Below are 14,250 nucleotides of genomic sequence, written 5' to 3'. Positions count from 1 at the left end.
TTCGATGCGGTAGCAAGCGAAGGCGGCAGCGCATCGGTCGACAAGATCGATGCGGCAGCTGACGCGGGCGTCTCGCAGTTCGTGAACCGTGAAGTGACGAAGCTGGACCGTCCGGAACTGACGAGCGCGAACATCATCGTGTCGGGCGGACGGGGCCTGGGCAGCGGCGAGAACTATACGAAGGTGCTCGAGCCGCTGGCGGACAAGCTCGGCGCGGCGCTGGGCGCCTCGCGCGCGGCGGTGGACGCCGGCTACGTGCCGAACGATTATCAAGTCGGCCAAACGGGCAAGATCGTCGCGCCGCAGCTGTACGTGGCGGTGGGCATCTCGGGCGCGATTCAGCACTTGGCCGGGATGAAGGATTCGAAGGTGATCGTGGCGATCAACAAGGATCCGGAAGCACCGATCTTCAGCGTGGCCGATTACGGTCTCGTCGGCGATCTATTCGCGCTCGTGCCGGAGTTGGTGAGCGCGTTGGGTTAAGAAGCGAGCCGCGCTCGAAAGTGGGCGCTTGCGGCAATGAAAAAAGGGGCGTGCGCGAAAGCGGCGCCTCTTTTTTTCTTACGGCCGGAAGCATTCAGCTCGGTGTTGCAGCCGATGTATGTCGAGTTTAGGGAGTTTTTCTTCGGCACATAAACGCCCCGACTTGGCGATCCATCTCACTCGACGGTCGCGAGTGTCGAGCGAGCGTCAACGATTGCCGGCGCACGCCTAGCGCCGAATCCGCTGGACGAAAAAACAAACGGCGCCCGGTTAGGGCGCCGTCGGTGCTGCAGCCGGCTACTGAGGATATGCGCGAGCCGTTACGCGTAAGCGGGGCGATGCGCCGTGCCACGCTCGCCGAGATAGCGATGGACGGACAGGTCATCGGCTTGAATGGCCGGGCGGCGGCCCGAGATCAAATCGGCCAGCAGTTGGCCGGAGCCGCACGACATCGTCCAGCCGAGCGTGCCGTGCCCGGTGTTCAAGAACAGATTCGACAGGGGCGTACGGCCGACGATCGGCGTGCCGTCCGGCGTCATCGGGCGCAAGCCGGTCCAGAACGACGCTTGCGACGTATCGCCGCCGCCCGGGAACAGATCGTTGACGCACATCTCGAGCGTCTCGCGGCGGGCCTGACGGAGCTTCTTGTCATAGCCGACGATCTCCGCCATGCCGCCCACGCGGATGCGATCGTCGAAGCGCGTGATGGCGATCTTGTAGGTTTCGTCCAGCACCGTCGAAACCGGCGCCTTGGCCGCATCGACGATGGGCGCGGTGATCGAGTAGCCCTTGAGCGGGTAGACGGGAATCTTCACGAGGCCCGACAGCAACGTCGTGGAGTACGAACCGAGCGCGACGACATAGGCATCCGCGCGCAGCGTTTCGCCGCCGCAGCGCACGCCGGTGATGCGTTCGCCCGTGGTTTCCAGTGCATCGATCGACGTATTGAAACGGAACTTCACGCCGAGCGATTCGGCGAGCGCGGCCAGCCGCGTCGTGAACAGCTGGCAGTCGCCCGTTTCGTCGCCGGGCAGCCGCAGACCGCCCGTCAACTTATGCGAGACGGCGGCGAGCGCCGGCTCGGCGCGTGCGAGCTCGGTAGGGCTCAAGAGCTCGTACGCCACGTTGGCGTCCTTCAGCACGGCAATGTCTTTTTGTGCGCCGTCGAGCTGTTGCTGCGTGCGGAACAACTGCAGCGTACCGCCCGTGCGGCCTTCGTATTGGATGCCGGTATCGGCGCGCAACGCCTGAAGACAGTCGCGACTGTATTCGGCGAGGCGCACCATCCGGCCTTTATTGACGGCATAGCGCTCGGCTGTGCAGTTCTGCAGCATCTGCCACATCCAGCGCAATTGAAACTGCGTGCCGTCCAGACGGATTGCGAGAGGCGCGTGCTTCTGGAACATCCACTTCACTGCTTTCAACGGAACCCCCGGAGCCGCCCAGGGCGCGGCATAGCCGGGCGAGATCTGGCCGGCATTGGCAAAGCTCGTTTCGAGCGCCGGGCTGGCTTCGCGGTCGACCACGGTAACTTCATGACCGGCGCGGGCCAGGTAATACGCGGTTGTCACGCCGACGACGCCACTGCCCAGAACGACGACTCGCATAGCTGCTCCAAATACCGATAAGTCCAGTTGATGGCGCTATACTATTGCTACAAAAGCAGTTTTTGTTCCTGTAGTTTTCTGATTTTTGGTTGAAATACCATGAGAACGCAACGCCAGCCCGTCCGCAAGCTCGACAAGCTCGACCATAAGATCCTGAAGCTGCTGCAGCAGGACGGCCGCATCGCCATGAAGGACCTGGCCGAGCAGGTCGGGCTGACGGTTACGCCTTGCATCGAGCGCGTGAAGCGCATGGAGCGCGACGGCGTCATCATGGGGTACCACGCGCGCATCGACCCGGCGCAGGTCGGGGCGGCGCTGCTCGTCTTCGTCGAGATCACGCTCGGCAACAAGGGCGGCAACATGTTCGACCAGTTCCGGCGCGAGGTGCAGAAGATTCCCGAGGTGCTCGAATGCCACCTCGTCTCCGGCGATTTCGACTACCTCATCAAGGCGCGCATCGGCGAGATGGCCGACTACCGCAAGCTGCTCGGCGACATCCTGCTTCAGTTGCCGGGCGCCGCGCAGTCCAAGAGCTATGTCGTCATGGAAGAGATCAAGGAGACACTGGCGATCGCGGTGGGCGATTGAGATGTTGGGGCGTTGGGGCGTTAGATCGGGCGCCCGCTGCATTCAAATGCTTAGACTCGCTCGCAGCACGGGATTCGGGATAGCGCCGGACTAGCAACACCCGTCGCGCGATTTCTCTCCGTCCGAGTTTTCGGTTCTGGCGATCACAAGCCCTTCCACGAAATATAAAGTCCGCGTTTTCGCCTGAACGTGGACCGATTTGTTTTCGATCTCCAAACCTCGCAGTGCTCTTGCACGCCCGCCGCGGCGCTCGCTTGCTTTTGCAACGTGGAGCTGCTGCTTGGCGAGCGCTTCCGGGCAAGCACAGGGCATTGCCCCCTCGGATTCCGCGCCGGGTGCGCAAATTCAGCGGCTGCAGCAACAGCAAGCGGAGGCGGCGAAGGATCTGAACCGTCGGCCGACGGTGCTATCTTCGACCGGAGAGCCGCGACCGGCGATCAATGTCGCGCGCTTGCCTCACGACAATCCCTGTTTCGCGATCAACGAGCTCGTACTGGAAGGCAACGAGTTCGATTGGCTGGCCCGCGCGCTGCAGCCGGTGGTTGGCCAGTGCGTCGGCAAGACGGCGCTCAAGCAGATCCAAGATGTCGCGAACAATGCGTTGATCGAACGTGGTTACGTTACGTCGCGCGTGCTGATCCCCGAGCAATCGATTCAATCAGGAACGCTGACTCTGCGGGTGATGCCGGGCCGTGTCGGTGGCACGCGAGCCGACGAGCCGACCATAGGCTGGTTGCGCGCGGCCTTGCCGACCTCGTCCGGGGCATGGCTCAACCAGCGTGACATCGACCAGGGGCTCGAGAATCTGCGTCGCCTGCCCTCTCAGGCCGACGCGACGTTCGACATCGTACCCGGAGCGCAACCAGGGGATTCGGAGCTGCTGCTGCATGTGGGACCGCGCAAGCGGTGGCATGCGATGCTCGGGGTGGATAACAGCGGGCTGAATTCGACGGGTAAGACCGCGTTGTCAGGCGCGTTCACCTACGACTCGCCCTTTCATCTCTACGACCAACTGCAGATCGCCGGCACGACGAACGCGAATTTCGGCGCGCCGGGCGAAGGCAATCAGTCCGTCCTCGCAAGCTACAGCGTGCCGATCGGCTATGCGATGTTTGCGATGAGCATGAGTCGCTCAAGGTACAAGCAGTCGGTGCCCGGTTTCGAAGGTCCTCTTTTATACGGCGGTGTGCAGTCGCAGTTCCAGGCGAACCTTTCCGCGGTGGTTTTTCGCAATGCTCATGCGCGTACCGAGGCTCACGGCGGGTTGTATCGCCAGAGCAACCGTAACACCTACGACGGAGTCGAGCTCTCTGCCCAGACGCGCGACATCATCGGGTACGAACTAGGCCTATCCCATCGTCATTACCTAGGCGACATCGTTTTGAGCGGCGGGATCTCGTGGCGCGCCTCCTTGCCCGGCTTGTCGAAGACACGAGGCTTGGTGCTGGACGAGCCGAACTTCAATGGAAAAACAGCACTGACCGTAGTCGATATCAGCGCCCAAATTCCTTTCGAAATTCGCAATCAGCCGTTCTCTTATCGATTCGAGTGGAAGCAACAGAATGCCCTCACGTCGCTGATGCCGGCCGACTATTTCATGATCGGTACGCGTTATTCGGTCCGAGGGTTCAACCAACAGACAACCCTGGCCGCAGAGAGCGGCTGGGCGGTCTCGAATGAATGGAGCTGGTATCTGCCGACGCCGATCGGCACGCAGTCCGTGTACGGCGCGGTGGATGCCGGCCGGGTCAGCGGTCCTGCGGTCGAATTTCTTACCGGCCGGACTCTGATTGGCGCGGTACTGGGCATCAGAGGGCAGATTGCCCCGAGGAGTCTGTCGGCTGCGACGATGAACTACGACGTTTCCGTGGGCTGGCCGTTGTCGAGGCCCGCGCACATGGGTAGTTCGCCGACGTTCCTGTTCCAGATCAGCTCAATGTTTTAGTTCCCGCGCGCGGATTTATCAAGCGGTGCGCTTTCGCGCGCCATTCTCAATCGAAGCAGCAAAAATACGGGTAATAGGCATATGGAAAACGGGATCGGAGGGCGCAGGTTCTCCAGCACAGCGGCAATGAAGGCAGCGGTGTGTTCGGCATGGGTTCTCGCGGGATGTGGTGGCGGAGGAGGCAGTGGTGGTGCCGGACCGGTCCCCGCGCCAACGAGCTCAGTTGCGCATGAACATGCGTCTTCCATCAAGGTCGAGGGACAGTCGAAGAACCTGTCGAGCGACATCAAGACGGTTGCGATCGTGACTCCCCCTGCGACATGGAATGCCGACGGGACGCTTCCCCAGGGCAAGCTTCGGCTCGTTGGTCGCGAACAGCCCGCTTCCGCGCTGAAGTCGCACGCGCCCGGCGCTTTTACGACATTGCCATGGGGATCGGAGACCCTCAGTTTGTCGAGCGGCACCGTGACCGACATCGCCGGCAACGGCCACTTCGCAATTGGGCGTTGGACTGCCGGCGGCGATTCGGCGGGGCAGTCCTATAACGCGAATCAAGGCCGAGTATGGGCAGTGGGTGCGCCTGTCGACGTAAGGCTCGTCGAAGGAACAAAACTGAGCTGCACACTCGCAGCTGCAACCCGGCCAACGACGAGCGATGGGAACACGGCTCCCGGTGTGTTGAAAGGCGCCGAGGCTGTCGCAACGGCGACCACCGATTCGCGGGGTCGCGTGGAGCGCTCGATCTTCGTGACGCTTAGGTACTCGGTTGGGAACGACCTCGATCAGACCTTCGCGGCAATTGTCCCCGCAGGCGCCATGTACTTGTCGCGCGCGACCCGGACGTCACTGAGTACGACGTTCTTGGGGCCCGCCGCCGACAAACCCTATTTGGCCGTTTCATATGGCGTGCACGCGCCTACCGCTGGCCTGATCAACGGGTTGGCGGTGCTCAGTTGCGCACGAGGGGAATCCGAGCAGGCTGAATAGCCGATGTTTGCGCGTGCGGTTTCAAGTTCTGTTTGCCTGCGAAAAGCGAGCCATGAATTCAGGGATATATCGATTGGTGTTCAGCGACGAGCGTCGTATGCTCGTGCCGGTCGAGGAACATGCGTCGTCGCACGGCGGCGGCCGGAGGTGGCGTCGTAAGGGCACGGACGGCCTTGCCTCGAATGATTCCCGCCCGTCGAGGTGGCCTGCCGCACGCGCAATCGTCTTGGCTACGCTCTGCGTCTGGGGTATGCAACCCTTCATCGTCGAAGCGCAGGCGACGCTGCCGATGACGCCAGACCGAACCAGCGGGAACCGCCCGGTGATAGGCGTGTCTGCGTCTGGCCTGCCGTTGGTCAACATCGTCGCGCCGAATCAGGCAGGCGTTTCCGTCAATTCGTTCTCGCAGTACAACGTCGGCTCGAAGGGTGCGGTGATCGTCAACACGCCACGGAGTACGCAGACGCAAATTGCCGGCTGGGTGCCGGGCAACCCGTTGATGGGACATGCCCCCGGGCGTTTGATCATTAACCAAGTCACGTCTGGCAACCCCACGCGGTTGCTTGGCGTGACGGAAATCGCGGGCAGCCGCGCCAACTTGGTGATTGCGAATCCCGCGGGGATCACATGCTCGGGCTGCGGATTCATCAACACCCCTCGCGTATCGTTGGCTACGGCGCATCCTGCCTTCAATGCCGACGGATCGCTCGCGGGGTTCGATGTTCGCCGCGGCCGGCTCGGCGTTTCGGGCGCGGGGCTTGATGCGCGCGGTAGTGCGATCGACCTCGTCGCACGCGCGATGCAGATCAATGGGGAAATATGGGCCGATACGATCACCGCGACGGCCGGCGCGAATCGCGTTGCCTATGCTGAAAACGTAGCGATGGCGCAAGGCGGCGAAGGAGACGCACCGGGCATTGCCATCGATGTCCAATTGCTTGGCGGCATGTACGCCAACAGCGTGCGCTTGATTGGCACCGAAGCGGGCGTAGGCGTGCACGCCTTAGGCGTGGTGAGTTCGTTGACCGGAACTATCGAACTCTCGGCAAACGGCAACGTTACGATCGGATCGACCGGACGCATGCAGGCGGCCGGGGGCGTGGCTGTCGCCGCGCCGAACTTGCGGAACGATGGGGCGATCGTGGCTCGCGAAGCCGTTCGCCTTGGCGCCGCAGCGTCGCTTCACAACAGCGGCGTCATCGCGACGCTGTCCAATGCCGATATCAGGGCCGCCGCCGTGACGAATAGCGGCGACATCGTGGCGGGTGTAGTCGTCGACGGCAGGCCCTCTGGGCCGGGCAGTGTGACGCTCAACGGCGTCGACGTATCGAGCAGCGGGAGGCTCGCCGCCGGTGACAATGTCAATGTGACCGGGGGTACAGTTTCACTCGATCGCGGAGCCGTCTACGCGGCAAGCGCGCTGAATCTGTCGGGCGAACTGTCGCTCACGACGCGAGGCGTGATTGCGACCGCCTTCAATGCAACGCTGAAATCCGGCGGTGCGTTCATCAATGACGCCGGTGCGCTCGACGCATTGGCGGAAGCCAAGATCGACGCACTGTCAGTGTCCAATCGAGCGGGCAGCGTGACTAGCGACACGTTAACGGTGGCCGCGGGTGAGCTCGACAACGTGGGCGGTGATCTTGTCGGTCTTGCGCGAACGCACGTTTCTTCAAACGATCTCAAGAACGATTCGGGGCGCATCGGTAGCCTAGCCGACGTACTTCATGTGTCGGCATCCGGTCAGCTGACGAATGTACAAGGGAGTCTGCTCGGTGCAAGCGGACTGAGCTTGGAAGCAGCGTCGATCGCATCGAATCGGGACGGTAGGATCGATGCGTTAGCCGGGAACACGCGCATCACGACGACGCACGAGCTGAACAATGCCGCCGGTACGCTCGGAGCGGGCGGCACATTGACGATTTCCGCCGAGAGTTTGAACAATGGTTCCGGAAGTGCGCTCGGCAACGCGATCGATGTGACTGTCGACGGCCAATTGAATAACGTGAAGGGCCGGATTGCGTCTGCGGATAGAACGAAAATCAAAAGCGAAACGCTAATCAACCAGGACGGCGTAGCAGGATCGGTCAATGGGACGCTGTCGGTGGAGACGACAAAAACCACTGATAACGCGAGGGGCAAACTCGTGGCCGGCGGCGACGTGCTGTTAGCGAACGCTGGCTTGATCAACACGTCTGGAACGGTATCGGGGGAAAACGTTACCCTGCAAAGTGGAACTGGATTTGTCGATAACACCACCGGCGTGATCATTGCGGCGCGGCGGCTCGATAGCGACTCGAGCGCGCTTGACAATAGCTCTGGGCTGATTCGATCGGGCGGCGCTGCGAGGCTTGAAACGCACGGCGGGGTGTTCGACAACGGTGCCGCGGAGGGCGCTGAGCGCGGCGGTCGCGTTGTGGCTCAAGGCGTGACCCTTTCCGCGGGCGAGGTCAAGAACTCGGCCGGGCTGATCGCGTCGTCGGATACCACTCGCGTATCGGCACAATCGGTCGAGAACGATCAGGGGGCAATCCTCTCGCACGGTGCACTCGATCTCGAAGCGGTCGGGGGTGTGTCGAATGTCGCCGGTCGGATTGCCGGCGACGCGGACGTAACCGTCAAAGGCAAGCAGATCGACAATACGCGGGGCGCCGTGTATGCGGGGAAGGCATTGAACGTAACAGGCGATACGATCCTGAACGACGAGACGAAAGACGCCACACTCGCCCCAGCGCACGGGGGCATTGCATTGCCCGCCGGGATGGAAGGTGAAACCGTATCGCTGATGGCGAAGACCGGCATCGACAACGCTACAGGATCCATTCGCTCCGATCGGAAAACGGAATTGGCCGCCCCTGAAATCAACAACACCGATGGCGCGATCACTTCATCTGGGCGTGTGCTTGTCGATTCCAACGCTACGTTAAAGAACACGCGTGGCGAGATCAATGGCGAGCGGGCGCTCGAGCTGTCGACCGGCGCGTTGAACAACGACGGCCGTATCGAATCGAAAGGCGACGTCGCAATCAAAGCACGTGGCGATTTGACGAACGTGGGGTCGATCGTCGCCGGAAACGATCTTAAAGCCCAGGCTCAAGGCGACGTGAGAAATAGTGGAACGATAACGGCGCGAGGCGTGGCTAGCGTCTCGGGGCAGCGCATCGAGAATGAAAGCGCGGGCGAAATCACGGGTGATCGAGGGACGCACGTGCGCGCCGCGCTGTCTTTGATAAACGCAGGTGTGATCGACGGCGGCGCGACGCGCATCGACGCTGACAACAAGGTGGCGAACCACGGGCGGATCTATGGCGACTCCATTGCGATCGACGCACCGGTCGTCAGCAATGGCGCCGACGCGCAAGGCGTGGGGGCGGCCATTGCATCGCGTGGGGATATCGATATCGGTGCGAAAGAGATCGACAATCAGGGTAACAGCCTGATTTATGCGTCGAACGATATTCGGACGGGCGGCGATTTGGATGCGGACGGCAAGGCATCCACCGCGCTTTCCGAGCGGTTCACCAACATCGGCTCGGTAGTTGACGCGGCAGGGCGGATGACGATCGCGGCTAAGCGATTCGAGAACCTCAACGCCAACTTTCAGACGCGAAAGGTTACGACCGATGCGGGTAGACGCATTTGGTACACGACTTCGGGTGCGACGGAGCGAATCGACTCGGCCGACGTGTATCTCTATCACCGCAATTCGCACGACATTCGCCCCGGAGCGGAATATAGATGGTCGCTGGACGGCGATGACCAGAAGGTCTTGCTGCTGCCGTCGACGCAATACCCGGCCGCCGAATATGCGAAGTACACCCTAAACGGCATTGCGGGAACGATCGATCGCGTTAGCTATCCTGCAAAACAGTGGCGCTTCGACGGCGAGTATGAGCTTAACGGCGACGTGAACCGTGTGGGGACATTTCGCTCCGTACCGGATGAGATGTGGGCGAAATTTGGTGTCGCACCTCCGCCTTTGCCGCCGGATCCGACCTTTATCAAACCCGGCAACTACGAGGTGCAAAACTGGACGCAGCGTCGCGAATTGGGACCCGACTGGTACTCGCTCAATGTGCCGGTCGCGCGTTCGGCGTCAGTTGGCGCAATAGAGCCTCGGCAAGAATCGTGCGTGACGGCCACGGCGGAAAGTTGCGGGCCTTTCAAGCAATGGTATGAGGCGTTTACGGGGTCCTACGCGGCGCTTGCCCAAGCGATCAACGCGTACAACCGGGACGTTGCGGGTCGCAGTGTCGAACGCTGGACGATATACGACGTCCATGTTAAGTCCACGAAGGACCACGTCATTGCGACTCAGCCAGGCAGGATTTCGGCCGGACGCGACTTGACTATTGACGCGGAATCGGGCGTCAACGACAAGAGTCAGATCTTGGCCGGTGGACGCGCATATGCGCACAACGCCATCAAGGACAACAGCCAGCCGAAGGGTATCGAGACGTTCGCGGGAGTAGGCGAGGCGATATCGACGTGGGTGGAATCGGGCGGCGCATTTCGTGGCGATACACGCAAGCACGCATCGCAGCCCTACGCGGCGCCGATTCCTCAGCGGGAGATCGACCTGCCCATCGCGGCCGTGCCGCTTGCGAATCGTGACCCGGTCAAGCGAGTCGCGCTCGATGCGTCGGCTGCGCGTGGCGTCTCGGGCATGCGCCCGGCGCAAGGGCTTACGACGTCGATCGACGGACGCGTTTCAGTGCCGCCGCCGGACGCATCGCTCGAAGCAGTGAGCGCACGTGGCCCAGATGCCGATGCGCGGCTTCGTGCGCCGGAGATCCGTATGGTCGAGGCGAACTTCCAATTGCCGAGCAACGCACTGTATCGAGTGACCTCCGACCCGGGCAGTCGATTTCTGATCGAAACGGACCCACGCTTCACGAATAGGAAGAGCTGGCTGTCCAGCGATCGGATGGTTGCGGCGCTTGGCGTCGCTCCGGCGTTGGTGCAGAAGCGATTGGGCGACGGCTTCTTGGAGCAGCAACTCGTTCAAAAGCAGATCATCGAGGCGACCGGGCAGCGCTTCATCGGCGGCTACACCGATAACCAGACGCAATATCAGGCGCTGATGGCCAACGGCATGAAGGTCGCAAACCGGTTCGAGATGAACGTAGGGACGGGCCTGACCGATGAGCAAATGTCCGTGCTGACCGAGGACATCGTTTGGCTCGTGAACCAAGAGGTCGTATTGGCGGATGGCACGCGTCACACGGTATTGACGCCGCAGGTCTATCTGCGCGCCGACCGAGCCGACGTGACCGGTACCGGATCGATCGTCGCGGGCGAATCCGTCGCCCTCGACAACGAAGGGGTGTTTGCCAACTCAGGCACCATCGCCAGCCGGCGCGCGACGATCGTTACGGCAGATTCAATCGTCAACGTGGGAACGGTGGCAGGGCAGACCGTACGAGCCGATGCAAAGGAGGATCTGTCGAATCTAGGCGGAGTGATTCAAGGGAAGGCTGTGAAATTGTCGGCCGGCCGCGACGTGAACTTGTCGAGCACGACGAGCTCCGTTACAACGGCGAACGGGGCTGCAACGGCTTTCGATCGAATCTCGGCCATCCGTGCCGAGACGCTCGTCGTGCAGGCCGAACGTGACTTGAATACGGACGCCGCCCAGATTGAGTCGACCGGCGATATTCTGCTGTCGGCTGGGCGGGACGCGAACTTGGCTGCGGTTCGCGAAAGCAGCGAGGACCACGTGCAGTGGGACGAAACGAACAAGGCATCGCGCGGCGCTTCTGTCGACACGGGAACGTCCATTGCATCGGGCGGCGATCTTACGATACTGGCGGGGCGCGACCTCAAAGCGGTCGCGGCTAACGTGAGTGCCCATAGCGATTTGCTCGCCATCGCTGGGCGCGACGTCGACTTGAGCGCCGGAGAGCAGAGCGCAAGCGCGTACGACGAGCACCGTGTGAAAGAGAGCGGCCTGCTGTCGTCGAAATCGACGCATTCGATTGACGCGAGCGGCTATACCGAAGCGCTTGGAACCGTGTTTTCAGGTAATACAGTGGACGTCGCTGCTGGCAAGAATCTGACGGCGTATGCCGCTACGATCGCGGGGGCGGGAGACGTGAGCCTTAAAGCGGGCAACGACCTAAGGATCACGACGGCTGGGACAGCTACGCGCGAATATCACTTCAAAGACGTGAAGAGGTCTGGGCTCGGTAGCGCAGGCGCAGGGATCTCATACGGAACAAATCAAACGACCGATACGAGTCGCGACACGACTCATGGCGCGCTGGGCAGTTTGATCGGAAGCGTTGGGGGCAGCGTTTCGCTGCGAGCCGGCAACAAGCTCCATATCACGGGATCGGACATCATCGCAGCGAGCGATATCGAAGGCGTCGCAAAAGACGTCACGATCGATGCCTCGCAGTCGGATCGTCATCATGAGGAGACTCATGAGATGAAGAGTTCGGGCTTCACGTTGGCTGTCAAGTCGCCGGTGATCGATGCGATTCAAAACCTCAACGGACAGGCGCGCAGGGCCGCGGGGAGTCAGGACGGACGCGCCGCGGCGCTGCATGCAATCGCCGCCGCGGGTGGGGTGGCGGATTTGGCCGGCGCGGCGGGCAGTGCAACGCAGGCGCTGGCCAGCGGACAGAAACCCGAAGCGAAAGTCGAATTGAGTTTCGGCTCGTCACGCAGCAAGACGACGTTTACCGAGGAGAGCACGCAGCATAACGGCAGCACGGTGAAGGCGGGCGGCAAGGTTGCATTTGTGGCCACGGGCGATAAGGCAGCGGGAAAAGGCAACGTGAGAATCGAAGGATCGGAGGTGCTGGCGAAAGACGTGTTGTTGCAGGCGAGCAACCGGGTCGATCTACTGCACAGCACGGATACCGATAGCACGCGCAGCACGAATGAATCTTCCAGCGCGAGCGTGGGGGTATCGTTCGGGACGAACGGTTGGGGCGTATCTGCCGCGATGTCGCGCGCGCATGGTGACGCAAATTCGGATGCGGTGACGAGAAACAACACGCATATCGCGGCGAGCGGCACGGTGACGATCGTCAGTGGGGGCGACACGAACATCGTGGGGGCAAATGTCGACGCGGGCAAAGTGATAGGCGAGATCGGCGGCAACTTGAATGTGGCTTCGGTGCAGGACACGGTTCATAGCGCTTCCCATCAAACCAGTACGGGCGGCGGGTTTAGTGTGAGCCAAGGTGGGGGAAGTGCGAGCATCAGCCACCAGAGCGGCCGCGCAAGCGGAAATTACGCAGGCGTGGGCGAGCAATCGGGCATCCGGGCGGGCGCCGGCGGTTTCGACATCACGGTTAAGGGCAATACGGATTTGAAGGGCGCGTATATCGCGAGTGCTGCTCCAGCGGACGAGAACCGGTTAACGACGGGAACGTTGTCGTTCTCGGACATTCGCAACGGATCGAGCTATGAGGCCACCAGCTTCGGGTTGAGCGCGGGCGGTAGCGTTGGCGATGGCGGCAACAATTACGCGACGCGAGGGGCCACGACCGGCAAAAACCGCGGCGGCGGTTTACCGCTGTCGATAAGTGAAGACGGAAGCAGCGAGGCGGTCACGCAGAGTGCGATCAGCCCAGGTAACGTCACGATCGTGGATCAGGCGAATCAGCGACAAGACATCGCGATGTTGAACCGCGACGTGACGGACTTGAACGGCACCGTTGAGAAGCTGCCGGATTTGCAGAATGTGCTGCGCAACCAAGCCGATCGGATTGATGCGGCGCAGGCCGCTGCGGAGACGATTGCCAGGGAGGTGGGGCGGTACGCCGCGAAGAAGCAAGCTCTTGCGTTGCAGGCGGCGGACAAGGAAGCGAACCCCGAACTGCAAGAGCGATATCGACGGGACGCGGAAAATTGGGCGGAAGGCGGCAAGTATCGCGCGGCGCTGCATGTGGCTGGCGGCGCCCTCACGGGCGGATTGGCCGGAGGGGGAGCAGCTGCCGTCGGGGGAGCGGCAGGCGCGGGCTTGTCATCGGTGCTTGCGCCGACGCTGGACAAGCTTGCGCAGTCGATCGAGGCCGCTGGGCCGACCGGCAATCGAAACGTGGACGAACTGCTAGGGAATCTAGCTTCAAACATCCTGGCCGGTGCTGCCGGCTCGTTAGCGGGCGGGGGAACTGGGGCGTTGACTTCGGCGGCTACGGATCGGTTTAATCGGCAGTTGCGCCAGAAGGAAGAGAACGCCATCGCAGAAAAGCCCGGTGGTGATCAGACCGAAAAATACCGGCTTACGCGTGCGGCGTGCTATGCGGTGAAATGCTGGGCAGAATACAAACCTGGGAGTGAGGAGTACAGCGCGAACTACGTGAGTCAGCTCGAGGCATCGCAGCTTGGGCCGGAATTGGCTTGGGTGGATCGCCAAAAAGAGGCGGGACTGTTCAACTACACGCCGGGGCAAAAGATCGGCGATGCAGTGAAGCGAGATCCCGTTGGACTGGCCAAGGATGTGACGAAGATCGTGGTGGGAGGAGCTACCGCAAAAACAGGGGCGACGATTTGCGCGACTACCGGTATTGGGTGCGTAGCCGGCGCTGGGATGCTCAGCTTTGGCTTGAGTGATATGGCTGAAGCCGGAGGGGGGCTGTACAACTGATACCACGGCGTCAACTCGCCCGGCAAGAATCCGCTGCG

The 14,250-nt window shown here is 61.8% G+C and carries 6 protein-coding genes and 1 pseudogene; 6 read left to right on the top strand and 1 reads right to left on the bottom strand.

The window, feature by feature from the left end; genetic code table 11:
* On the top strand, positions 1 to 483 hold a 483-nt coding region (locus ACTHNR_RS08605), incomplete at its 5' end, for an electron transfer flavoprotein subunit alpha/FixB family protein (protein WP_440547149.1).
* Positions 484 to 803: 320 nt separating this feature from the next.
* Here the strand turns inward: ACTHNR_RS08605 and ACTHNR_RS08600 are convergent.
* Positions 804 to 2,090, bottom strand: coding sequence for a D-amino acid dehydrogenase (locus ACTHNR_RS08600; RefSeq protein WP_440547148.1), 1,287 nt, complete (start codon positions 2,088 to 2,090; stop codon positions 804 to 806).
* Positions 2,091 to 2,189: 99 nt separating this feature from the next.
* Here ACTHNR_RS08600 and ACTHNR_RS08595 point away from each other — a divergent pair, with 99 nt between their 5' ends.
* The 5 genes and pseudogenes from ACTHNR_RS08595 (at position 2,190) to ACTHNR_RS08575 (ending at position 14,212) form a co-directional block, all read left to right on the top strand.
* Positions 2,190 to 2,678 carry an Lrp/AsnC ligand binding domain-containing protein gene (locus ACTHNR_RS08595; protein WP_440547147.1) on the top strand — a complete coding sequence of 163 codons (489 nt, stop codon included), beginning with the start codon at positions 2,190 to 2,192 and terminating at the stop codon, positions 2,676 to 2,678.
* Positions 2,679 to 2,958: 280 nt separating this feature from the next.
* Positions 2,959 to 4,623, top strand: coding sequence for a ShlB/FhaC/HecB family hemolysin secretion/activation protein (locus ACTHNR_RS08590; protein WP_440547146.1), 1,665 nt, complete (start codon positions 2,959 to 2,961; stop codon positions 4,621 to 4,623).
* A gap of 81 nt (positions 4,624 to 4,704) precedes the next feature.
* Positions 4,705 to 5,610, top strand: a complete 906-nt coding sequence (locus ACTHNR_RS08585; RefSeq protein WP_440547145.1) for a hypothetical protein — start codon at positions 4,705 to 4,707, stop codon at positions 5,608 to 5,610.
* 52 nt (positions 5,611 to 5,662) lie between these two features.
* A pseudogene (locus tag ACTHNR_RS08580) lies at positions 5,663 to 5,758 on the top strand (ESPR-type extended signal peptide-containing protein); the annotation flags it as partial.
* 78 nt (positions 5,759 to 5,836) lie between these two features.
* On the top strand, positions 5,837 to 14,212 hold the full coding sequence (locus tag ACTHNR_RS08575) for a two-partner secretion domain-containing protein (protein WP_440547158.1): 8,376 nt from the start codon (positions 5,837 to 5,839) through the stop codon (positions 14,210 to 14,212).
* Positions 14,213 to 14,250: the final 38 nt, after the last annotated feature.

The sequence above is a fragment of the Trinickia sp. genome (assembly GCF_051954495.1).
GTDB lineage: Bacteria > Pseudomonadota > Gammaproteobacteria > Burkholderiales > Burkholderiaceae > Trinickia.
The sequence above is the reverse complement of the archived record's forward strand: the minus strand, read 5'-3'. Positions and strand labels throughout refer to the sequence as shown.